Below are 22,589 nucleotides of genomic sequence, written 5' to 3' on the forward strand. Positions count from 1 at the left end.
AAACTAGGATGCTTAAGTCCTAAGCAATATAGAATAAAACATATGACTGTATAAATATAAAAAAGATAGCGTAGCAGTCATTATAACTACTACGCTATTCTAAGTCTAACTTTTTGGGGTCAGATCATTTTAAGCCTTGTCTTTTTTATTATATAAATACCTGAATTATTAATAACTATTACCCTCTAAGAATTTAAAAAATCGATAGCTTTTTGATATTTTTCTTTTCTCTCTATATCCTTTTCAGTAACTTTTGTTAATCTTGTTAAGTCTGAATTATGACGTAAGTCTGCTAATTTTACAACTCTTGCTAGTTCATTTTTCTTTACTGAATTTAAGTAACTTTGATAGTTTTCTCCCTTCTTTTTGGTTATAATATCAACAGCTTCTATAACTTCTTTAGAAAACCCATACTCATACAAATCTTCTAATGTTAGCTCTGTATCTTCAATAACATCATGAAGATATGCTACTGCTTTTTCTTCGTCAGTTTCTACAAAACTAGCCACCTTTTCAGGATGTTTTATATAATCTTCTCCAGCTTTATCGACTTGTCCTAGATGGGCTCTTTTAGCTATTTCATAGGCTTTTTCACTTTGAGATTGTTTCATATTTTTATTATATACTTACCTATTTTGTTAGTCAAACATTACTAACATGAATTATCAAACAATTCTTTGTTATAAAACCTCTATACAACTATATACTCAGCAGTCATTTCATTTAACTATTTTGCTTTACAAGATACTTTTACTATGATACTATTATGTATAACAAGATAGTATGAATCAATAACTTTTATATTAATAAATAGAGACTTAAGAAAGGAAATACAGAATGGAGATAAACACTTCTCAGATACTAAAAGGCACATTAGAGGCATGCATATTACAACTAATTAAAAATAAAGAAATGTACGGCTACGAAATAACTGAGCAACTTTCCAATTATGGACTCGATATGGTTGCCCAAGGAACTATCTATCCTCTACTTTTAAAATTAGAAAAGGAACATATGGTCACTAGTCACTTAAAGGAGAGTACCTCTGGACCTCCTAGAAAATATTATTCAATTACCAAAAATGGTAAAGATTATATAAACTCATTTAAAGATGTATGGGGAAATATAAGTACTACAATAACAAAAATTTTAGAAAATGAATAAAGTTTAGAGGAGGATAAATTATGAACATCGCTGACTTAATAAAACAAAATAACGAACTTAGATCACAACTTAATGAAGATAATAAAAAATACTATGAAGAACTTTTAGTTGCTTGTCGGATGAAAAATACTACAAAAAAAGAATCAGAACTAGAAATTCAATTACTGGAAATATTACAAGATTTAATCCTATATCAAAAACAAGGAAAAAACTTTACCGATGTTTTTGGAAATGATATAAACAAATTATCTTCATCAATACTTGTAGAACTTCCAAAGGAAAATAAAGGAAAACTATTAAGATTTTCTCTAGTTTATCTTTTAATATTAATTATTAGTTCTCTAGTACCTTCTGTATTCACTAGAACTATACAACCAATTATAACAATGTTCTCTATATTATTATTATCTTTAGGATCATCAGTTTGCTTATATCTATTAATTTATAAAAAAACAGATAAAAATAAGTGGTTTATATATATTTCTTCGTTAATTATATTTGAGATTTCTTTTATTCTAATACCTATTCTAAATAAATTAAAGCTACTTCCAGAGTATCTTTCTCTAGAAGTAACAGTATCAAGTAATATCTTATACTTATTTGGAATTTTTAGTGCACTTTCTTATATATACATTTTTTTAACTTTTAAAAAATACTATTCTAAAAAAATATAATTTACTCACTCGGCTAAATCTTTAGTCGAGTGTCTCTTTATTAAAGTTCACCATAGAGAAATAATTTTAATTTAAAAGTAACATTTTTTCTATTGAATAATTTTTTTAAACCTGTTATAATGGTAAAACATTATTTTAGGAGAGAAGCCATGAATAACTCAATTTTTGATAAATTAAAACATGCTGAACAGGGCGCTAAACTTAGTATTTTGTCATATTTATTACTGACCATTTTAAAACTTTGCGCTGGTCTATTTTTTAAATCTTCAGCCCTTGTTGCCGATGGTATTAACAATGCTACCGATGTAATTTCATCAGTTTGTGTTCTTATCGGTTTGAAGATTTCCAGAAAACCGGCAGATGAAGATCACCTTTATGGTCACTTTAGAGCCGAGCTTATATCTACATTAATAGCTTCATTTATTATGCTTTACGCTGGAATTGAAGTAGTAATGTACGCGATAAAAAAAATTATCTCAGGAACGATTGAACAACCTAGCATACTATCAGCAGTTGTAGCATTTATAGCTAGTATTATTATGCTTGGTGTATATTTCTACAATATTCGCCTTGCTAAAAAAATTGGTAGTAAATCGCTTAAAGCTGCTGCTCTAGACAATCTGAGTGATGCCCTTGTTTCTATCGGTACACTTATAGGGATTATTGCTACATATATCGGTATTCCTATCGCTGATTCAATAGTAGCAATTATAGTCGGATTACTTATTATTTACACATCCGTTAACATCTTTAAAGAATCTACACACGTTCTCACAGATGGGGTTGATACTGATGTTATAGATACCGTTAATAAGATTGCCCAAGAAGTAGATGGTGTTATCTCAATTGTCGATACAAAAGGTAGAACTCATGGCTTGCTATACTTTATCGATATTACAGTTACTGTTGATCCTTCTTTAAATGTTAAGCAGAGTCATGATATTACAGTTAAAATCGAAAAAGAATTATCTAAAGAATTCTATTATTGTGAAACTTTAGTACACTTAGAACCTCATGGTATTCCATGCCATACACATTAAATATATTTTTGATGAAATTATTCTTCCTATAACTCCTGTTATTTCAAGTATAATTTCATCTTTTTTATTGTTCCTACGTTTGACAAAAACAAATACTAAAAGTATAATTATTGTACGTATAAAAGTATTTTTCAGTATTAATTATCTTTTAATTTATTATCTTAAAATACTAATTAACTAAAAATTGGAGTTTTTAAATTTATGACACACGCAAAAGCAATATTTTTCGGTGAACATGCCGTCGTTTATGGATATAAAGGAATAACTATTCCCCTTCCACAGATGAACGTCGAAGTTACATTAGAAGATACAGAGACAATTCAACAACGTGATGAAATTTTAAGTTTTATCGCTGATACTTGCGGAATTGATAAAAAAACAAAAATTAATATAACTAGCACTATTCCAGTTGGACGTGGGCTAGGGTCTTCTGCTGCGCTAAGTATCGCTATTGCACGTGCTAAAAAACTCCCAAATATAAGAGAAATTGCAAATAAATGCGAAAAATTTATTCACGGTAATCCTAGCGGTATCGACGTTAATCAAGTACTTAGCGATACTCCCCTTTTATTTTCTAAAAAAGAAGGGGCTAGTGAATTAAATTTTGACTTAAATAGTTATTTACTAATTATCGATACAGGAGTCGTTGGAATTACTAAAGAAACTCTAAAACATATAGCAAATAATTATGATAAATATGAAAATTATATTGCTGAATTAGGAGGAATCACTGATTTAGTAATTGAACCGTTAAAAAATAAAGACATCGATCTTGTCGGACAATACATGTACAAAGCTCACGACTTATTACAAAAACTTGGAGTAAGTCACGTTAGCAACGATGAGGTTGTGGAAATTTGTAAAAATAATAATGCAGTCGGCGCTAAACTAACTGGTGGTGGCGCTGGTGGATGTTGCATTAGTCTTAGTAAAACAAAAGAAAATGCATTAGAAATTCAAAATGCATTAAAAGAGAAAGGATATTCATCATGGATAGTTACAGTTTAGGTTATGCGAATATTGCCCTAGTAAAGTACTGGGGGAAAAAATCTAAAGATCCTGTCTTACCTTATAATCCTAATATTTCTTTAAGATTAGACAATCTTTTATCAAAAACAAAAATCGAAAAAAATGAAAATAATATTGATGAATTTTATATAAATGACGAAAAACAAAGTCAAGAAGAAGTAGATAAAATGATTAAATTCATCTCTAAATTCACACCAGCAAATCGTGAAGCCATAACTATTAGAAGTTATAATACTGTGCCTACTGCTGCAGGTCTTTCTTCAAGTTCTAGTGGTACTATGGCTTTAGTTCTTGCTTGTAATGAATATTTTAAATTAAACAAAACTACTAAAGAATTAGTTGAAATAGCTAAAGAAGGCTCTGGTTCTTCATGCCGAAGCTTCTATAAACTTGCTGCATGGCTTGAAGATGGAAGTGTTGAAGAATTAGAGTGTTCTCTAGACTTTGGAATGATGGTTCTTGTAGTTAACGAGGATAGAAAGAAAATTTCTAGCCGTGTTGCTATGGAGCGCTGTGTCCAAACATCAACAACTTTTAATGCTTGGGTTGAAAAAGCTAAAGGCGATTTCGTATTAATGAAAGAAGCTTTAAAAGAAGCTGATTTCGAAAAAATCGGAAAAATTACAGAAAGTAATGCTTTAGCTATGCATGGTACTACATCTACATCTACTCCTAGCTTTTCATTCTTAACAGATGAAAGTCATATGGCGATGGATATTGTAAAAGAACTACGTTCTAAAGGTTATAGATGCTACTTCACAATGGATGCTGGTCCGAATGTGAAAGTACTATACTTAAGGGAAGACCAAGACAAATTATATGAGGAAATTTCAAAATTATGGAAGAAAAAAATCATTTTGTGCATGGAGTAGCCTACGGTAAACTCTATCTCGCTGGAGAATATGCGATTTTAGAGGATTACGCTTCTGCACTAATAACAAGTGTTCCTAAAAAAATTACAGTTTTTGTAGAAAAAAATGATGAAACTACTATCTTCGATACGATTAATAAAACTAAAGTTGGACTTTTAGAAGAAAATAGTAACTTTACACTTGTTCAACAATTTATTCTATTTTTAACAGAATATACAAATAGTGATGAGACTTTTTCTCTTACTATTTTCAATGAACTTCACAATGACGATAAAAAATACGGTCTAGGTTCTTCTGGTGCCGTACTTGTAGCTATAGCTCGCGCTATATTATCATTTGAAAATGTAGATTATAACGATTTAACTATCTTCAAATTAGTTGCCCTATTTAACATCAAACACAATCTAAGTGGATCAATGGGCGACGTTGCTGCAAGCATTAATGATGGAATCACATATTATGAGAAATTCAATGCTCAATTCGTTAATAATATGATTCATCAAGACAAGTCTGTCAAAGAGATAATAAACACAGATTGGGATGGTCTTCGTATTGAAAAAGTTTATCCAAAGGCTGACTTAAGTATTCTAGCACGTTGGACAGGTGAAGCTGTAGATACGAAAGAACACGTAAAACTTTGGAAAGAACATAAAGATAATTACCAAGAAGAATTTAGAGTTTTTGTTGAAACTTCTAATACTTTAGTAAAAACTTTAAAAGAGAATTTAGAAGAAACAGATGCTACGTCTGCTTTAAGCACTATACGAAAACTTAGAGAAAACCTACTTTATTTAGAAAGTTTCTCTAAGATACCAATGGAAACAAAAGCAATGAAAAACTATATTGAAAGTCATTCAGCTGGTAAGCAAAGTGGTTCAGGTAGTGGTGACATTGTATTAGGATTCGAGAAAAATAACGATATGTATCAGCTACAACTGAACTTAGAAAAATTATAATATATTAAGAAAGGATTAATTATGAGAAAAAAAGATCATATTAGACTAGCACTTGCTGATAAAACAAAAGTAACTAGCTTAGACTCATACGCAATTGATTACAACAGTATCCCCCTTTTCGGATTAGACGATGTTGATACTTCTACATCAGTTTGTGGTGACCCTTGGGAATTTCCATTCTTCATCAATGCCATTACTGCTGGTGGGGAAGATTGCAATAAGATTAATCAAGACTTTATGGAAGTTAGTGAAAAATGTGGAATTAAATTTTTCCCAGGATCATACTCTCCTGCTCTTAAGAGTAAAGAGGATGAAGAAGCTTATCCAAAAGGTTATTCAGTAAATTTAGGATTAGATAAAGATCCAAAACTTGTTTTAGAAGCAATCGAAAAATCACAAGCAAAATACATTCAACTTCATACTAATCCTCTTCAAGAAATCGTTATGCCAGAAGGAGACCACAACTTCGAAAGTTGGTACGCTAACCTAAAAGAAGTTAGCTCTAAGTCGCCTATTCCTGTAATCTTAAAGGAAACAGGTTTTGGTATGAACGAAGCTACTATTAAACTAGCAATAGATTTAAATATACCAGCCATTGACATTAGTGGAATGGGTGGAACAAACTTCGCAAGAATCGAAAATGGACGAAGAACTGATAAATCAACTTACCTAGAAGCAATTGGCTACACTACCGCAGAAAGCCTAGAAATCGCCTACCCTTATAAAGATAAAATTGATATTATCGCAAGTGGTGGTATTCGTAATCCTCTAGATGTTGTAAAATGTCTAGCTTTAGGTGCTAAAGCAGTTGGTGTTTCTAAAATATTCTTAGAAATTCTTGTGAACGAAGGAAAAGATGCACTAATTCAAGAGATTGAAAAATGGAAAAAAGAAGTTAAATTCTTAATGATTCTAATGAATGCTAAAACAATCGCTGAATTAGATAAAAAAATAAGAAAAATAGAATTATAATAAATAAGATTCCGCCCGTCATGGATGGAATCTTATTTTAATTTATACTATATTTCTTTGGGGCTGATCCAGAAGACCTAAATTTTAACAAAGTGTGTATGATAACTCATAGACGCAGTGGTTTATTGATATCTAAATTCGCTTTATAAAAGCTTTTTAGATATCTAATAAACTTTGCGGGGGTGACTCGACAAAATCGATTTCTACGAAATCACGATTTTTGAGTCACTCCCTCTTCTTCTAATGCTGCTAATCTTTTAATCGCTTTATTTAAATCATCTTCTAAACCATTAATTTTAGATTTGTTCTTTTGATTTTCAGCAATTAAATACCAACATGAAATTAGTAACATAACATTTAAACAAATTATTGCAAACATACTATTCTCCTAATGTTTATAATTAAAATTAGAATAACACAATTTCTCTTTTTTAACAAGAGATGCTCTATTCTTTAATACTATATAAAAAAACCTCATCTTACGATGAGGTCATTATTTCTAAATAAATCTAAAAGAGGGAAAATTTTTAGATTTTATTAATAAATTGCGTGTTAATTACCAATTATTAATATTTACGTTTTCTAGCCGCTTCAGATTTTTTCTTACGACGAACGCTTGGTTTTTCATAAAACTCACGTTTACGAACTTCTTGGATAGTTCCGTTTTTAGAAACAGCACGTTTGAAACGACGTAGTGCATCTTCTAGTGATTCATTTTTACGAACTACAGTTTTTGACATTGGATTTCCCTCCCTCCGATACTACAAAATCTTAATTTAATACTTAATTAAATGTTTAAGATATAAAATAAATACAAACATTCAATCAATAAGACTGCTCTTTAAGCAATCTACTTACATATTGTATTATATTCTTACGTTCTTGTCAACCTTTAATAGCAATTTATTAACATATTTTCAAAGAAAACAATCTTTTCATTTATATATTAATTAAACTATTTTTCAGATAACCAGTTTTTAAATTCTTCAATAAAATTAGCATAACCTTCTTTATTTTTGTGACTAGGTACTTGTGCTAAGAATACTTGATTCGGTAATTTAGTTTGTTCTTTTTTAGTTATTAAAATAATAGCTTTTTGTTGAGAAGCATTTTTGAACATCTCATCTGGTAAAGTAATTACCGCATTTAAATTAATATCTTCTTCTAAGAATTTCTTAAAATTATCTTCAAGTTCAAGAACTTTCTTAGGTACTACTAATACCCCTACGCCATTATCATTTAAATAATTAGCCGCTTGCTCGATAAATAGTAGAGCATTTAAGCTATATCCTTCAGCACTACAAAGTTTATAGTTTAAGCTGTTATCCTCATCTGCATAATAGCCAAAAGGCACATCACTGATAATAACATCTTGCTTCTTAATATTTAAAGGCTTAAGAGCATCTTGATTAATAATTTCAACATTAGTTTCTAATAAATTAAAAATATTTTGTTGTAATCTAGCATAGTTATTGTCAACATCAACAGAAGTTAGCTCATACTCTCCTTTTGATAAAGCTGATAAATTAATCAAGAAGTTTCCACTTCCACTAGCAAAATCAGCTACAGAAATCTTCTCATTATTATATAAACACTCTAAAATATGAGATACATACATAGTTATAACTTCTGGTGTAATGTCATAACTAGGATTATTCAACTCTTTAAGAGCTTTTAATAATAAAAACTGATAAGCTTTTTTAATGTCCTCTTTAGAGAAATTGTCGACAATATCAAAATACTCATCATCATTCTCTAAAGTTAAATAATCCACTAGGGAATCAAAATATAGCCCTTCACCTTTGTTCTCTTCTACCTGTTTATCTATCTTAAAAAATAATTTTTCTAAATCTGACATGGTTCCTCCTTATTCATTTTCAATAATATTTTTTAATACTGGTTCTAATTTTGAAATTATTCCTGTTACTAACGCATTTCCCATCATAAAATATCTTCGGCGCATAGGCATAGTATTAGTCCAATTAGGTGGAAACATTTGTATCATTTCACATTCTACTTCTGTTAAAATTCGATATTTTTTATTAATCTCATCAAATATTATATGTGACGAACGATTAACAGTTCCCTCACTTGTTAACATTGTTCTAGCAGGTTCTTTAATATTTTCAGGAAAACTCATTGCGCCTTCACTATAAATATACTTATGCCCCGTTTTTGATTCTCGTTCTATTCTCTTTGATCCTTTTAGATATTTCCACTTATCTAATTTATCTTCTTCTGCAAAGTATTTACTCAAGTCTTCATCGTTATATTTCTCTGCATTTTTTAATAACTTCTCTAGCGAATAGACTTCAGATTTTCTTGGAGTTACATCTCTATGAATAATCTTTCCATCTATCATTATTCCAGTATCTAAGAACTTGCCATCTTTATAATTTTCTGTTACGTCTAATGTGTCAGAATATGTATTAATATCTGTATTAAATAGAATATCTAATTCACTTTCTGTTGGAAAAACCTTCTCAAAAATACTGTTTTCCAGGGTTTGTTCATTTTTTATACTCTTAGAGTACTTTGTATTTTTTTTAGAGGCAAAAATAAATACTCTTCTACGTTTCTGTGGCATTCCATAATCACCAGCATTTATTACTCTCCATTGTACATAATATCCCAATTCATCAAACGTCTTTAACATAATTGCAAAGTCACGCCCCCTTTGAGATGCTGGTGATTTTAATAATCTATCAACATTCTCAAGAAGTACAAACGGAGTATTTTTTTCTACTAATACGTCTCTAATATCCCAAAATAGTACACCTTTTTTCCCGGCTATTCCCTTTTCTCCACTTAATGAACGTGCAACTGAATAGTCTTGGCAAGGAAATCCTCCAACCAATAAAGTATGATTTGGAATTTCTTTCTTATCAACTAAATTAATATCTTCATTTGAACAATCATCTTCTCCAAATCTTGTTGTGTAGCATTCAAAAGCATGTTGTGTTTTTGTTGAAGGTTCAAACTGGTTTGCCCAAACAAAATTCCATCCACCTTTTTCTATAGCTTTTCCATTTTTTTTATCAAATTCGCTTATTTGATTTAATCCAACTCTGAATCCACCAACTCCAGCGAATAATTCTACAACATCTAAATTCATGTTATTCTCCTTCAATTATATCCTGAATATTCTTTAAAACATACTTTTTATTTAACCAAAAGCATTGTTTTGTCATCTTATCTCCATTTGGCAATTCATCCATATCACTATCTGTACCATTACCGTATTTTATTCCATCTATCACATATGCCGATTTTTGAGCATGTGGTCTTAGATGAAATATTTGTGTTTCTTTTGATTTTAATAAGTTATTACTTATTCTATTATCTTTTATTTCAAATTCTATCCCATTTATAAATTGCGATTGATACTTTTCCCATTCATGCTTTCCAATACCTTCTAGATCTGATATCGGCATATTCCAAAATTTAGAACCTATTAACTCATATTCTCCTGTCATATTTTCTTTAAATACAACAAACAGAAATCTTTTTTCATAAAAATAATTATATAGTTCCGAATTATCAAAGGTCTCTCGAACAAAATCTAAAATTTTAAATTTTGGAAATGACATACTCTCTCTAGGATTACCTTTTTTATCTATCCTTATTGTCTTTATTCCTATATTAGCTTTTTCAAATTCTTCAACATTATCAGTCTTAACACCAAGCATTCTTGATATCAAACTACTATTTGCTTGTTTAGAATTTTTATTGATTTCGAATTGAAAATATAGTTCTTCTTCTGTTTTTCCTTTATATTCATTAATCTTGTTTAATACTACATTATCAAAAGTTTCTTCTTTCAATTCTGTATTTTTCAAAATAGAATCATATGTATTAATTTGTCCAACAACATAATTATTAATCACATATGACATGTATGATTGTTTTAATGAGTATGCTCTTCTTTTTGCAGGAATTTCACTATAATATTGCTTTTGCTCACTTTTCTTAGCTGTTGCTCCTTTGGTACATGCGCCTAAATATTTTGTATCACCTTCAGATAATTCGTGTGCCCTACCTTGTTGAATTTTTGTAATAATTGTAGAATAATCCTCTTTAATAATTATTAAATCTTCTCTACAGTTCTCTGATAAAATAGAAAACAGTTTTACATACTCTATACTATACTCTGTTCTTAAAATATCTTTTTCTCTTAAATACAAAATTAACAACATTAATCTCATTTTTTCTAGTACATGAGATTTTTCAAACACTGGTTCAACAGGTCTATCATTAGGTATCATAGTAATAACTAATCTTTCTCCTGCCCTAAAACTACCATCTCTTTTTTTCTCTATTGGTGTTACCTTTAATTCTGTACCCGCTTCTAAAAAATCAGGATTAGAATCACTATTTTGTTTGTAATAAAAATAATATTCTTCTAACAGATTTCCTAGACTACCCTTCCCTCTAGGATTATTAAAATATGCTATTTTTTCTTGAAGTTCGTTCTTTTCTGAATAACCAATACCTCTTTCTCTTATCTCACTATTTGAATAATAGTCTTTTAGTACTTCAAAAAACTTTTTTCCTTCTAATTTTTTAGCATATTTTTCTATAGCCAATGGATTATTTTTATCATAAGGTAAATTCACAATAATACAGCTCCTAATCAAATAATAATTATTATACCATAATTTTTACAGCAATATGTCTATAATAATTTAATTTATCTATTTTTCTTTATCAAAAAAATCATTTAATAAATTTATATCATCATTCTCATAATATTCTTGATATAATTTATCCAAAACTAATTCATCTTTTATATTTTTTTCTATGTAAATCATAGCCTTAATATATTCTTTATAATTCGATTCCGATATTTTTTCAATAACTTTTACTATTTCTAAATATCCCATAATAATTCTTCCTCTAATTTTGCTATATTAGATCCTATCATCTATTTGTCCTAGTGTCAATACACTTACTCATTATTCTAATTAACAATATTTAAAAATCACAAAAAAGACGATATTGCTATCGTCTAATAATCTTATTAAATACAAAATTTGATAAATTAATATTCATTCAAATACCTTTATAAATCTTTTTTGAACTTTATCACAAGTATAACCAATATGTTCATAAAACTTATGAGCTTCTTCACGTTTCATGGCAGAATTTAACCTAATAAAACTAATTTTATTGTCTACAGAATACTGTTCTAGCTTATTCATAAGTTTTTTACCTATTCCTCTACCCTGAAAATCAGGATTAACAGCGAGACCTAGGATATTTAATCCAAGATCACTGTAGAAACTTTCATACACATGAGCATGAACAAAACCTATAATTTTTCTAGTATTTTTATCTTCATAACCGATAATAATATGTTGATTTTTATTATTAGTTAGCTTCTCTATTTGCTTTTTTACGTTTTCAACATCTACATCGTAACCTAACGCAGCTTTGCAGATTCCTGCAACTTCCGGTGCATCTGCAATATTTATTTCCCTAAACATATAATCACCTTCTGATTTTATTAAATATTATTTAACGTGCAACTTACTGCAACTTAAATTATTCTATTTCATCATCTAAAAACACTGATATATCAGGTTTTTAATTTTTTCATATCTTGATTTTTACTTCAACGTGCAACTTACTGCAACTTAAACTATTCTAATTTATCATTTAAGAACACTGATATATCAAGATTTTAAACTTTATTCATCTAGATTTTTATTCTAACGTGCAACTTACTGCAACTTAAACTATTCTAATTTATCATTTAAGAACACTGATATATCAAGATTTTAAACTTTATTCATCTAGATTTTTATTCTAACGTGCAACTTACTGCAACTTAAACTATTCTAATTTATCATTTAAGAACACTGATATATCAAGATTTTAAACTTTATTCATCTAGATTTTTATTCTAACGTGCAACTTACTGCAACTTAAATTCTATATTTATTTCGCAACTTCTATTAATGCTTGTTTAACCAAGTCAAACTCTCTTGTACGAAGTGTTCTCATATCGAAGATAAGCTCATTATCTTTGATACGTGTAATGATTGGAATTTCTACTTCTAAAAGACGGCGTTCAATGTCTGTCGCACTTAGTCTTGGATGCTCTAATTTAACCACAACACTATCTAGGTAGCTTGCTGGATAGCTTCCTCCACCTACTTCTGCCTTGTCTTCTGCTATTGTGATCTTGAAGTCTAGGTCACTAAATCTTGTTTTCAGTACTTCTGCTTTTGCAAATAGTCGCTCTTTTGATAATGAAATCATGTGTAGTGTTGGAATATGTTCTAACGCTTCTTTTTCATCTAGATATAATTTCAATGTAGCTTCTAGAGCTGCTAAAGTCATCTTATCTACACGTAATGTACGAGTAAGTTGGTTTTTCTTCATTTGTTCGATATATTCTTTTTTACCAACGATAATACCTGCCTGTGGCCCTCCAAGAAGTTTATCACCACTAAATGTTACGATATCGATACCACTATCAAGTACTTCTTTTACAGTTGGCTCGTATGGTAAACCATATTTAGAAAAATCAACAAACTGACCGCTTCCTAAGTCATTTATAGATACTAGTTCGTTCTCACGAGCAAGATAAGAAATTTCTTCATTAGATACTTCTTTTGTGAATCCTACAATCTTATAGTTACTAGTATGAACTTTCAGTAATGCCCCTGTATTGTCAGTAATTGCATTCTCGTAATCTTTTAAGTGTGTTTTATTAGTAGTCCCTACTTCTACAGGGGTACCTCCACTTAATTTAATAATCTCAGGAATTCTAAATGCTCCACCGATTTCTACTAATTCTCCACGAGAAACTACTATCTCTTTATCTTTAACTAATGTATTTAATGTTAATAATACCGCTGCTGCGTTGTTATTAACTACAAGTACGTCTTCTGCACCTGTTAATTTTTTGATAATATCAATAAGGTGGACATAACGGCTACCACGTTTTTTATTATCAATATCAAACTCAAGGTTAGAATAGTTAAATGCTACACTCTCGATGTTTTCTTTAATTTTTTGACTCAATAAACTACGTCCTAAGTTTGTGTGTAAAATTGTTCCAGTCGCATTAATAACTCGTCGTAAAGAATTCTTGTCTTCACTTTTTACTATTTGTGTAACTTCTTCTACAATTTTCTCTAAACTTGGAACTTCATGTAATTCTTCATTTAATATTTCTTGTTTGATTTCATCAATATAGTTTTTTATCGCTGATTTTACAGCCACTTCACTATACTCTTGAATTAATGATTTCACTTCATCTAATAATAAAATCTTATTTATTGCAGGAATTTGTGATAATAATTGTTTTGACATAATATTTCTCCTAAATCTCTTTTGCTAATGTTTTTATAGCGTTAATAGCGTAGTCTACTTCCTCATCTGTATTCATACTTGAGAATGAGAACCTTACTATCCCCTGTTCTTTTGTTCCCAATACTTCATGCATTAAAGGTGCACAATGTGCTCCAGGTCTAACTGCGATATCATATTCCTCAGCAAGAACATCTGCAACATCTGAGGCTGATATTCCTTTGAAGTTTAATGCTACTACCGCAGTACGATCTTTTGTAAAATCCCCATAAAACTCTAAACACTCTAAGTCTTTTAATTCATTATAGAATCTATCAGCAAAGTCGATTTGTTTTTTATAAAGATTTTCAATTCCATGCTTATTTATATATTTTATCCCCTCATGTAAACCTAAGATTCCAGAGGTATTTAAAGTACCCGCTTCTAAACGTAGTGGATATTCTCCAGGGTGTTTCTCGTCAAATGTTCTAACACCACTTCCGCCGACTTTAAATCTCTTAATCTCTGGATCTTTTAGTCTAACACACAGACCACCAATTCCTTGTGGCCCATATAAACTCTTGTGACCAGTAAAACATAGTACGTCTATTCCCAATTTATCCATATTAATAGGTACTACTCCTGCTGTTTGTGAAGCATCTACAACTGAAATAATATTATGTCTTTTACAAATATCCGCTACTTTTTCTAAATCTACTATGTTTCCTGTTACGTTAGAACTATGTGTAATAGCAATCATTTTAGTATTAGGTTTAATAGCTTTTTCTAGATCATCATAATCAATTAATCCTGTTTTACCAGCTTTAACAATAGTGTATTCACACCCTATTGTTTCATGTGCTAAATATATCGGTCTTAAAACTGAATTATGCTCCATAGAAGTCGTAATAACGTGATCTTCTTTTTCTAATAATCCTAAAATCACAATATTTAAACTTTCTGTAGAATTACTCGTAAATACTACTCTATCTTCTTCTTTCAAACCGAAGAATTTTGCAATATCATTTCTTGCTTCAAACACTTCTCTAAAAGCATTATTCGCTTCATAATAACTACCTCTTGATGCATTTGCATATTTTGCAGATGATAGCACTTCATAGACTTTATCCGCTACTTCTTTTGGTTTTTTTAGCGACGTAGCACCATAGTCAAAATAATAACTCATACCCCTTACCTTGTCTAAGTCATTCTTTGGTACAATGACTTAGCTCCCTTCATTTTTATTTCTTCGATAATACTCTATAGTTTTCCACACGTCGAGTAATACCTAACTTATCTAAATACTCTAAAATAGCCATTGAATATTTTCTACTAGAACCAGACATATCTCTAAACTCTGCTAGTCCCATTTGCTCATTTTCTTTAAAATGATTTTCTACTTTTTGTATAGCTTCTTTTAATACATCAGCATGTAAAACTAAATCAGCATCTAATCTAACTATTGTATTATCGATTAACGATTCTAATATCTCGACCTTTGGTTTTTCTCCATTAGTTAAATCTTTAATAGTCGGTGGGGTGAATCCTCCTTCTAATAAAGCTTTTTCTATTCTTTCTTTTTCTACTAATTGTTTTTTATCATAATTAACTACAAAATCTTTTTCCGCAACTAGACTTCCCTCAAGATGAATTTCATTATTTTTTATAAATAAATCTAATATTTCCAATGTTTCTTTTTGGGAAAGCTTAAACTTAGAAAGAACCTCAATCTTAGGAATACCTACTTTTAACTTGAACCTATTATGATAATCAACTAATAGTTTCTTCAGTTTCTCCAATACAGCTTCATATTTTTTCTTATGAATATATCCTAGTTTAGTCTCATAAACTACTTCTGCTTCTAATAAGTGCGCAAGTGAGTCTACAACTTCTTCTTCTGATATTTGTAAATCTTTTACAATACTATCTTTAGATATTATATAGTCGGTATGTGATAATATGTAATTAGCTATTAAATCTGATGCATTTCCTTCAAGTTGTACTTTAAGCTTTTCTAATATTTCTTCATTAAATCTACTATGTTTTTTAGGACTAGCATCTAATATTATTCCTCCACCTATTGTTATCATCGGTGAATAAGTTCGAATTATGAATTTATCATAATTTTTTACAGCTATTTCATCTTCTAGTCGAAGTTGAGCAAAACTACTCTCACCAGCTTTTAAGAGATCTGTTCCAAGTGGAACAACACGTGCCATTACTTCTTCAGTACCTATATAAACACGTACCCTATCCCATAATTCAAGATTAGCTCTTTCATCATTTATTAATTTAATCTCAGCATCTAACATATAAGTTTTTGTCAAAGAGTCTGCTGTAGCTAACGTATCACCACGTTTCACATCATCGAACTTAATATTAGCCAAGTTAATCGCAGTTCTTTGTCCAGCATATGCAGTCGCTACATCTTTTGAATGGACTTGAATATTTCTAACTTTTGTTTTTATTCCTTTAGGATAAATAACTAATTCGTCACCTACATTCACTACACCTTCCGTAAGCGTTCCTGTTACTACCGTTCCAAATCCTTTTACTTGGAATGAACGATCTATATTTAGTCTAGCGTTTTTCTCTATATTTTTAGCTTCGATATCTTCTGTTTTTTTATCGACTGTTTCTAAAAGTTTATCTAATCCTTTTTTACTTATAGAATCAACTTCTATAATCGGAGCATTTTCTAAAACTGTTCCTGAAATGAACTCTTGAATATCTTCTTTCACTAATTCACGATATTCTTCTTCAACTAAATCTATTTTTGTCATTACAATAATATAATTTTCTATCCCTAGTAATGTTAATATGTCAATATGCTCTTTTGTCTGTGGCATAATCCCTTCTCTAGAGTCTACCAATAATAAAACTAAGTTTATCCCACTTACTCCAGCTAACATATTCTTAATAAATTTCTCATGTCCTGGAACATCAACTACTCCGCATCTTTTTCCACTTGGTAGGTCAAAATAAGCAAACCCAAGATTTATCGACATACCTCTGTCTTTTTCTTCTTGAGTAGTATCTGTTTCAATACCACTTAGAGCTTTTATCAAGGTCGTCTTTCCATGATCTATATGCCCTGCAGTACCTATAATTACATTGTTGTTCATACAATTCACCTTTACACATTATATTAAGAATAGAGATTATGAGAGAGAACTGTGCAAAATAGATTTTTAACTTTCTCTATAATAACCTCTATCCAAAATTTTATTTTAATTTATAATCTTTTAATTCTGTTATTATTCTTTTGATTCCAGCTTTTCTAGAATAATACAAACCACGATATTCTATTTTCTCATTCTCTAACATTCTTACAACATTATCGAAATTATCCCAAGCCGTCTTTAGCATGAATCCACAACCAACACCTATTGATGGATGTGTAGGAATAAGTGACGCTCCCATTTCTCTTTCTAGACAAATATTATCCGCCTTTATTGAATCGTGTGTACTATTAAAAACTACTAATCCTTCTTCTACCATGTTTCCTCCTACGGTTGAATTACTTTATTAGCTTTTCTCATATCTTCTACGATAAAATACATGTTTGTTGGATTACCAACCGCTAAATCAATATTGTGGTAGTCGATGCATGCTCCACAGCAAACTATCTCTACTCCACCTTCTTCTAGTGTTTTTAGCTCCTCTAAAACGTGACTTCGAGTTTTATCTACTAAAATTCCTCCATTATTGTAGAAAATAATTTTTTTAGGAAGAACTTCTTGTTCACCTAAAGCGTAAAGATACGCTTTTATCAATCTCTTACCTAGTTCTTCACTACCATGTCCCATTTGGTCTTTGTTAATTACAACGATATAACTGTCATCTTTAACAATTGGTAATGATTCTAATTGTGGCGCTTCTTCTCTAGTAATTTCAACTTTGAATCCTCCTTCAATATCGGAGATATTAAATTCAAAATTATTTTTTTCAGCAAATTTTCTAAGACTTTCTACACTGTCTTCGGCTTTTACTAGTAAAGTCACTTTTGTTTCTTCTTCTAATACTCGTTTAGCTTGAGTTACAGGCACAACACATGTATCACATAATGTATCAACAACTACACCTTCGAAAACTTCTCCTTTAGAGATAGTAACGATGTATTTATCTTTTGCTTCTTCTTTAACAGAAAAATTATACCCTAATTGTGTTGCCATTTTTTCTAGATTTTGTGTAGCAATCACATTATCTACGATTGTAGCTACCACATCATTTTCAACTAATAATTTTTTTGTTTGAATAACTGGTAACGGACACGCTAAACCTTGTGCATCTAGTATTTCTTTTTTCATACTTATATTCTCCTTTTATCACAGTTCTATTTAATAATAACTGCTTTTTCTTGTTTTTCTATAACTTTTCCAACTATAGCACTCTTAATTTCAAGAGTATTAAGTTTTTCTAATAATCCATGTGCTTCGGTCTCTGGTAAACTTATCAATAAACCACCTGATGTTTGTGGATCATACATTATTTCCTCTAATGCAAAGTCTTTAACTTGATATTCTACATTTGGCTCTACATGAGTTCTATTAAGTTGCCCTCCTGCAGTAATAATAAATTCATTTGCACATTTATACGCTTCTTCAATATACGGAATATCTTTTGTATATACTTCTGCGGAGTATTTACTATCTAGCATTTCTACAAGATGTCCTAAAAAACCAAATCCCGTAATATCTGTACAGCTATTAACATTGAAATCTTTCATCATTTGAGCTGAATATTTATTAAGTGTTGTCATTTGCTTAACACTTTGAGCAAATGCTTCTTCGGAACATTCTTTTACCATATGCGCAGTATTAATTATACTTACTCCTAATGGTTTTGTTACTATAAGTAAATCCCCAACTTTACAATTGTTATTTTGTAATATTTTATCTGGATGAACTATTCCTGTTACTGATAGTCCATATTTCGGTGTTGCATCATGAATAGAATGTCCTCCTGCAAGAACTCCTCCTGCTTCATGAACTTTTTCTGCTCCACCTTTTAATATTTGATGTAGAATTTCTAAATCCATATTTTCCGGAAAGGCAACGATGTTCAATGCTGAGATAACTTCTCCACCCATTGCATAAACATCACTAAGCGCATTAGTCGCTGCGATTTGACCATATAGATATGGATCGTTTATCATTGTTGTAAAGAAATCTAATGTTTGAATAATCGCCTTATCTTCGGAAATTTTATAAACGGCTGCATCATCAGAAGATTCATATCCAACTATTAAATTTTTATCTTCTTTTTTAGGAAGGTCTTTTAGTATATCTGATAAGGCCCCCGGCCCTATTTTCGAGTTTCAACCTCCACAAACTATCATGTTCATTTTTTTCTCTGACATATTTACCTCCTTAGCATCTATTCACCTATAATTATACTACTTCAGGAGATATTTTAAAAGTATTATTTAGATTTTTAATGTAAAATAGACAACTAACGTAGAATATATTTCGTCTGTTAGTTGTCTATTTTTTATATTTTATTTTACAAAACTTACATGAACGTGATCATAGTGATTAGCTATTACTCCACCACGATTAGGCATTAAATTCCATGTATTTTCTGGTCCATAAATATTATTTTGTGGCATATAGAATCTTTATTCCCATATAATGTAGTAAACACCAAGTTCATTCATATTCTTAGTTAGATACTCTGCAAGTTGGTCCCCTTGTACTGACCCTACTGGTACCATGAAGTCAACAGCCATACCAGAATTATGTCCATGACCTGTTCCATCATCATCTCCTGCTCTAAATAATGAGAAGCTTGTTATACCAAATTTTTTAGCTAGAGCTACTTTCATTTTTATTTACTTACTTATTATATCTAATCAATAAATTTTAAAAGAAGTTGAGCTAAATTTGTAATATAAAAAGCTAACTTAGATAATCTCTAAATTAGCTTCTTACATTTATTATTTTACAGTACTTGTATTTTCTAAATTGATGTCGAACCATCTAAGTATTTACCTGGAGTAGGTGTTGTCCCATTAAAATGTCCACTAGTATTTTGATGTTGTACTAAATAAACTTGTCCATTACTTATAGTAACTCCAACACCATGTTCAGTTGCTGTGCTATCTAATAATGTATTTCTGTGACCATATTTGTAAGCTGAAACATTTCCAATTTCTTTGAATAATATATCAAATAATCTTTGAGCAATTTCTTCAGGTGTTCCATTTTCTCCAGTTATAGCAACATTAGGTAAGATTTGTTTTGTATATCCTGCTGCTTTAGCTGCATCTGTTTCATATTTTATAGAACCATTAGGTCCATGAAGATTACCGTCTATTCTACGTGTTGGAACATCAGCACTTCTTCTTTGTGAAGAAGTATTTAATGCTACATTCACTGATAATGCATTTAGTGCATTTACTTTTCTTAATTGATCTACTTTATTAATAAATGCCTGTCTTATTTGTTCTTCTCTACTTGTTGCTACTTGTGGTGCAGTTTCTTTTTTAGGTTGCTCCACTTTTTCCTCTGTTACAACTTTTGTTTCTTCTTTTTTAGGAACATCTACTGTTTCTACTGGTTTTTCTGAAGGTTTTACTTCTGTAGGTGTTGTTGGTTTTTCTACTGCTGTTTCATTAGTTTTTGATTCCTCAACAGGCTTTGTTACTTCTTCTGTTTTAGGAGTTTCATCAGTTTTTGCAGGAACTACTCTATAAGCAACATCTTGTTTCTTCGTTGTTTCATCTTTTATATCGCTAGGGAAAGTATATGCAGGTTTTTCAGATTCTTTAGTTTTAGAATCATCAACTTTTTTTACATCAGCCTGCTTAGGCTCTTCTGCTTTCTTAGTTGGATCTGGCTCTTTTGAAGGTTGTTCAGGCTGTTCTTTTACTTCAGGTGTTGTCACCTCATAACGAACATTAATTTTAAACTCATGTCCACCTGCCTTATTTACTACTGTAAATCCTTCTCTTTGTACTCCTGTATGTGGTAGTTTCTTCGTTGGTACTTGTGCTGTCATATCCAACTCTACTACTACTTCTTCTCCAGCCTTAATAGTATCTCTTTTAATTAAAAATTCTGCTTTTTTTTCAGTAGTAATACGTGCGACTACATTTGAAACATCTTTATCTGCAACTAGTTTAGCATAAAAATGCCCTTCTTTTTCATACACAGTTGCTTTTACATTAGCTACATTCATATCTACTAAAGCTGTTTTCATTTCTACTGCATTAGTAGGAACTGTTGTTAATCCTGTTAATAGAACCATCCCAGTTAAAATTTGACTAGTTACTTTTAATCCCTTTTTTTTCATAGCTTTATCTTCTCCTTAATTCGTTAACTTTAATAATTACTTCTCCTATATTATAGTTCAATATCTTATACATAATCAATAGTTTTTCTATTTTGTAATATAAAATACATTTTGTAACACTATAGAAATATTTCTACATCTTTAATTACTTTATTTTTGTTATTTACTTAAAATAACAACTTTTACCAAAATACCATATTATCCCCTTCAAACGCTTATATAATAGAATTTCGTGTAATTTTACATCAAATATATCTTAAAACTAAATTTAAAGTATATTTAAGTTTCAGACATTATAATTATATCATAACTAGTAAATAGTTATAAACTTCATAAACTTTCCTTTTCTATAAGAGACCGAGACAAATGTTCTCGGTTTTTTTTTATGTGAAATAGCAGATATAGAGAAAATTCTCTATATCTGCTATTTTCTATTCTTCATAAACATCTTCTTGTAAGATTTTACTTTGTTTAATTTTAAAATTGTTTTCTTCTATTACTACTAAATTTAATTTTCCGCCATAGACACATCCACCATCTATAGCAATTCTATTATCTCTCTCGTCATAAAATGGTTCTTCTTTCACAGGGCTATGTCCATGAAAAACTCTTTTATTATATTTATCAGTACTGCTTAAAAATGGTTCCCTTATCCAAATCATATCCCTATGTGTTTGATTCCAAAAATTTTTACTATAATCCACTCCAGCATGAATAAAATAATACTCTAAACTTTCATATCTCGTAGGAAGATTCTTTAACCATCTTCTCATAAACTTATACTCTTGAGCAAACTTTCTAAAATATATTCCCCTATTTTCTATAGTAGCTTCTGGGTAAAATGATTGTAGCGTTGTTAAACCACCATTTCTAAAGTAATGATCCTGTCTTACAGATAAATTATCACTATACATTGCCTCTTTAATCGCTAAATTAAACATATCTTCATGATTACCTAATAACACTACATGATTAGAATTTTCTTTTTGTAAATTATAAAAAAACTCCCATACTAATTTTGTATTCTTTCCTCTATCACACATATCGCCTAAACAAATTAGTTTATCATTTTTGCTATTAAAATTTACCTCATTTAATAATTTTTTCATAGTATAAAAGCTACCATGAATATCTGATATTACTAATATTCTCATAAAAACACCTTCTTTATTTATCTATAGTTTCTATAATATATCAAATAAATCCTCATGTAAATATTAATATTTCATCAGATTAAATAACTCTCTTCTTTTCATAAATTTTAATATATTTACTTTAGGTTATCAT

The 22,589-nt window shown here is 29.9% G+C and carries 24 protein-coding genes; 7 read left to right on the forward strand and 17 right to left on the reverse strand.

What is annotated here, in order from left to right; all coding sequences use genetic code 11:
* Positions 1-185: 185 nt before the first annotated feature.
* Positions 186-611, reverse strand: coding sequence for an HD domain-containing protein (locus tag ACWOBP_RS06145; RefSeq protein ID WP_455337947.1), 426 nt, complete (start codon positions 609-611; stop codon positions 186-188).
* Between the two features lie 226 nt (positions 612-837).
* Between ACWOBP_RS06145 and ACWOBP_RS06150 the strand changes: the two genes are divergently transcribed.
* The 7 genes from ACWOBP_RS06150 (at position 838) to fni (ending at position 6,707) form a co-directional block, all read left to right on the forward strand.
* A complete protein-coding gene (locus ACWOBP_RS06150; RefSeq protein WP_455337948.1) occupies positions 838-1,164 on the forward strand; it encodes a PadR family transcriptional regulator in 327 nt (108 codons plus the stop codon).
* Positions 1,165-1,184: 20 nt separating this feature from the next.
* Entirely contained in the window at positions 1,185-1,838 is a 654-nt protein-coding gene (locus tag ACWOBP_RS06155; RefSeq protein ID WP_455337949.1) for a hypothetical protein, read from the forward strand.
* 149 nt (positions 1,839-1,987) lie between these two features.
* Positions 1,988-2,878 (forward strand): cation diffusion facilitator family transporter, encoded by an 891-nt coding sequence (locus ACWOBP_RS06160; protein ID WP_455337950.1) that lies wholly within the window; start codon positions 1,988-1,990, stop codon positions 2,876-2,878.
* 201 nt (positions 2,879-3,079) lie between these two features.
* The gene (locus tag ACWOBP_RS06165; RefSeq protein WP_455337951.1) at positions 3,080-3,886 is read left to right on the forward strand and encodes a mevalonate kinase family protein; all 807 of its coding nucleotides are present in this window, start codon (positions 3,080-3,082) and stop codon (positions 3,884-3,886) included.
* Positions 3,868-4,779 (forward strand): diphosphomevalonate decarboxylase, encoded by a 912-nt coding sequence (gene mvaD, locus ACWOBP_RS06170; RefSeq protein WP_455337952.1) that lies wholly within the window; start codon positions 3,868-3,870, stop codon positions 4,777-4,779. Before ACWOBP_RS06165 ends, mvaD begins: the two co-directional genes overlap by 19 nt.
* Positions 4,746-5,735 (forward strand): mevalonate kinase family protein, encoded by a 990-nt coding sequence (locus ACWOBP_RS06175; protein WP_455337953.1) that lies wholly within the window; start codon positions 4,746-4,748, stop codon positions 5,733-5,735. Before mvaD ends, ACWOBP_RS06175 begins: the two co-directional genes overlap by 34 nt.
* A 21-nt stretch (positions 5,736-5,756) precedes the next feature.
* A complete protein-coding gene (gene fni, locus ACWOBP_RS06180) occupies positions 5,757-6,707 on the forward strand; it encodes a type 2 isopentenyl-diphosphate Delta-isomerase (protein ID WP_455337954.1) in 951 nt (316 codons plus the stop codon).
* Positions 6,708-6,918: 211 nt separating this feature from the next.
* Here fni and ACWOBP_RS06185 read toward each other — a convergent pair whose 3' ends face one another.
* The 16 genes from ACWOBP_RS06185 to ACWOBP_RS06260 form a co-directional block, all read right to left on the reverse strand.
* Entirely contained in the window at positions 6,919-7,086 is a 168-nt protein-coding gene (locus ACWOBP_RS06185) for a cytochrome C biogenesis protein (protein WP_294682268.1), read from the reverse strand.
* Between the two features lie 187 nt (positions 7,087-7,273).
* A complete protein-coding gene (gene rpsU, locus ACWOBP_RS06190) occupies positions 7,274-7,447 on the reverse strand; it encodes a 30S ribosomal protein S21 (protein ID WP_003147339.1) in 174 nt (57 codons plus the stop codon).
* Positions 7,448-7,662: 215 nt separating this feature from the next.
* Entirely contained in the window at positions 7,663-8,565 is a 903-nt protein-coding gene (locus ACWOBP_RS06195) for a class I SAM-dependent methyltransferase (protein ID WP_455337955.1), read from the reverse strand.
* A 9-nt stretch (positions 8,566-8,574) separates the two neighbouring features.
* Positions 8,575-9,822: a DNA (cytosine-5-)-methyltransferase gene (gene dcm, locus ACWOBP_RS06200; RefSeq protein WP_455337956.1), complete on the reverse strand. Its 1,248-nt coding sequence runs from the start codon at positions 9,820-9,822 to the stop codon at positions 8,575-8,577.
* 1 nt (position 9,823) lies between these two features.
* Entirely contained in the window at positions 9,824-11,323 is a 1,500-nt protein-coding gene (locus ACWOBP_RS06205) for a Sau3AI family type II restriction endonuclease (protein ID WP_455337957.1), read from the reverse strand.
* Between the two features lie 78 nt (positions 11,324-11,401).
* On the reverse strand, positions 11,402-11,590 hold the full coding sequence (locus tag ACWOBP_RS06210) for a hypothetical protein (protein WP_455337958.1): 189 nt from the start codon (positions 11,588-11,590) through the stop codon (positions 11,402-11,404).
* 165 nt (positions 11,591-11,755) lie between these two features.
* Positions 11,756-12,193: a GNAT family N-acetyltransferase gene (locus tag ACWOBP_RS06215; RefSeq protein ID WP_455337959.1), complete on the reverse strand. Its 438-nt coding sequence runs from the start codon at positions 12,191-12,193 to the stop codon at positions 11,756-11,758.
* A gap of 454 nt (positions 12,194-12,647) precedes the next feature.
* Complete coding sequence (gene selA / locus ACWOBP_RS06220; RefSeq protein ID WP_455337960.1) at positions 12,648-14,030, reverse strand: L-seryl-tRNA(Sec) selenium transferase; 1,383 nt, start codon at positions 14,028-14,030, stop codon at positions 12,648-12,650.
* 10 nt (positions 14,031-14,040) lie between these two features.
* Positions 14,041-15,192, reverse strand: coding sequence for an aminotransferase class V-fold PLP-dependent enzyme (locus tag ACWOBP_RS06225; RefSeq protein ID WP_455337961.1), 1,152 nt, complete (start codon positions 15,190-15,192; stop codon positions 14,041-14,043).
* A 55-nt stretch (positions 15,193-15,247) separates the two neighbouring features.
* A complete protein-coding gene (gene selB / locus ACWOBP_RS06230) occupies positions 15,248-17,131 on the reverse strand; it encodes a selenocysteine-specific translation elongation factor (RefSeq protein ID WP_455337962.1) in 1,884 nt (627 codons plus the stop codon).
* A gap of 100 nt (positions 17,132-17,231) precedes the next feature.
* The gene (locus ACWOBP_RS06235) at positions 17,232-17,507 is read right to left on the reverse strand and encodes a DUF3343 domain-containing protein (protein WP_314548947.1); all 276 of its coding nucleotides are present in this window, start codon (positions 17,505-17,507) and stop codon (positions 17,232-17,234) included.
* A gap of 8 nt (positions 17,508-17,515) precedes the next feature.
* Positions 17,516-18,316, reverse strand: coding sequence for a sulfurtransferase-like selenium metabolism protein YedF (gene yedF / locus ACWOBP_RS06240; protein WP_455337963.1), 801 nt, complete (start codon positions 18,314-18,316; stop codon positions 17,516-17,518).
* A 26-nt stretch (positions 18,317-18,342) separates the two neighbouring features.
* On the reverse strand, positions 18,343-19,317 hold the full coding sequence (gene selD, locus ACWOBP_RS06245; protein WP_455337996.1) for a selenide, water dikinase SelD: 975 nt from the start codon (positions 19,315-19,317) through the stop codon (positions 18,343-18,345).
* Between the two features lie 309 nt (positions 19,318-19,626).
* On the reverse strand, positions 19,627-19,833 hold the full coding sequence (locus tag ACWOBP_RS06250; protein WP_455337964.1) for a hypothetical protein: 207 nt from the start codon (positions 19,831-19,833) through the stop codon (positions 19,627-19,629).
* A 134-nt stretch (positions 19,834-19,967) separates the two neighbouring features.
* Positions 19,968-21,302, reverse strand: coding sequence for a CAP domain-containing protein (locus ACWOBP_RS06255; protein ID WP_455337965.1), 1,335 nt, complete (start codon positions 21,300-21,302; stop codon positions 19,968-19,970).
* A gap of 431 nt (positions 21,303-21,733) precedes the next feature.
* Positions 21,734-22,456, reverse strand: coding sequence for a metallophosphoesterase (locus tag ACWOBP_RS06260; protein ID WP_455337966.1), 723 nt, complete (start codon positions 22,454-22,456; stop codon positions 21,734-21,736).
* Positions 22,457-22,589: the final 133 nt, after the last annotated feature.

It is taken from the genome of Gemella parahaemolysans, from assembly GCF_053758945.1.

Bases quoted from the DNA above. Each gene is read 5' to 3' on its own strand.
- ACWOBP_RS06145 (WP_455337947.1), bottom strand. From the start codon at position 611: ATGAAACAATCTCAAAGTGAAAAAGCCTATGAAATAGCTAAAAGAGCC.
- ACWOBP_RS06150 (WP_455337948.1), top strand. From the start codon at position 838: ATGGAGATAAACACTTCTCAGATACTAAAAGGCACATTAGAGGCATGC.
- ACWOBP_RS06155 (WP_455337949.1), top strand. From the start codon at position 1,185: ATGAACATCGCTGACTTAATAAAACAAAATAACGAACTTAGATCACAA.
- ACWOBP_RS06160 (WP_455337950.1), top strand. From the start codon at position 1,988: ATGAATAACTCAATTTTTGATAAATTAAAACATGCTGAACAGGGCGCT.
- ACWOBP_RS06165 (WP_455337951.1), top strand. From the start codon at position 3,080: ATGACACACGCAAAAGCAATATTTTTCGGTGAACATGCCGTCGTTTAT.
- mvaD (WP_455337952.1), top strand. From the start codon at position 3,868: ATGGATAGTTACAGTTTAGGTTATGCGAATATTGCCCTAGTAAAGTAC.
- ACWOBP_RS06175 (WP_455337953.1), top strand. From the start codon at position 4,746: ATGGAAGAAAAAAATCATTTTGTGCATGGAGTAGCCTACGGTAAACTC.
- fni (WP_455337954.1), top strand. From the start codon at position 5,757: ATGAGAAAAAAAGATCATATTAGACTAGCACTTGCTGATAAAACAAAA.
- ACWOBP_RS06185 (WP_294682268.1), bottom strand. From the start codon at position 7,086: ATGTTTGCAATAATTTGTTTAAATGTTATGTTACTAATTTCATGTTGG.
- rpsU (WP_003147339.1), bottom strand. From the start codon at position 7,447: ATGTCAAAAACTGTAGTTCGTAAAAATGAATCACTAGAAGATGCACTA.
- ACWOBP_RS06195 (WP_455337955.1), bottom strand. From the start codon at position 8,565: ATGTCAGATTTAGAAAAATTATTTTTTAAGATAGATAAACAGGTAGAA.
- dcm (WP_455337956.1), bottom strand. From the start codon at position 9,822: ATGAATTTAGATGTTGTAGAATTATTCGCTGGAGTTGGTGGATTCAGA.
- ACWOBP_RS06210 (WP_455337958.1), bottom strand. From the start codon at position 11,590: ATGGGATATTTAGAAATAGTAAAAGTTATTGAAAAAATATCGGAATCG.
- ACWOBP_RS06215 (WP_455337959.1), bottom strand. From the start codon at position 12,193: ATGTTTAGGGAAATAAATATTGCAGATGCACCGGAAGTTGCAGGAATC.
- selA (WP_455337960.1), bottom strand. From the start codon at position 14,030: ATGTCAAAACAATTATTATCACAAATTCCTGCAATAAATAAGATTTTA.
- ACWOBP_RS06225 (WP_455337961.1), bottom strand. From the start codon at position 15,192: ATGAGTTATTATTTTGACTATGGTGCTACGTCGCTAAAAAAACCAAAA.
- selB (WP_455337962.1), bottom strand. From the start codon at position 17,131: ATGAACAACAATGTAATTATAGGTACTGCAGGGCATATAGATCATGGA.
- ACWOBP_RS06235 (WP_314548947.1), bottom strand. From the start codon at position 17,507: ATGGTAGAAGAAGGATTAGTAGTTTTTAATAGTACACACGATTCAATA.
- yedF (WP_455337963.1), bottom strand. From the start codon at position 18,316: ATGAAAAAAGAAATACTAGATGCACAAGGTTTAGCGTGTCCGTTACCA.
- ACWOBP_RS06250 (WP_455337964.1), bottom strand. From the start codon at position 19,833: ATGAAAGTAGCTCTAGCTAAAAAATTTGGTATAACAAGCTTCTCATTA.
- ACWOBP_RS06255 (WP_455337965.1), bottom strand. From the start codon at position 21,302: ATGAAAAAAAAGGGATTAAAAGTAACTAGTCAAATTTTAACTGGGATG.
- ACWOBP_RS06260 (WP_455337966.1), bottom strand. From the start codon at position 22,456: ATGAGAATATTAGTAATATCAGATATTCATGGTAGCTTTTATACTATG.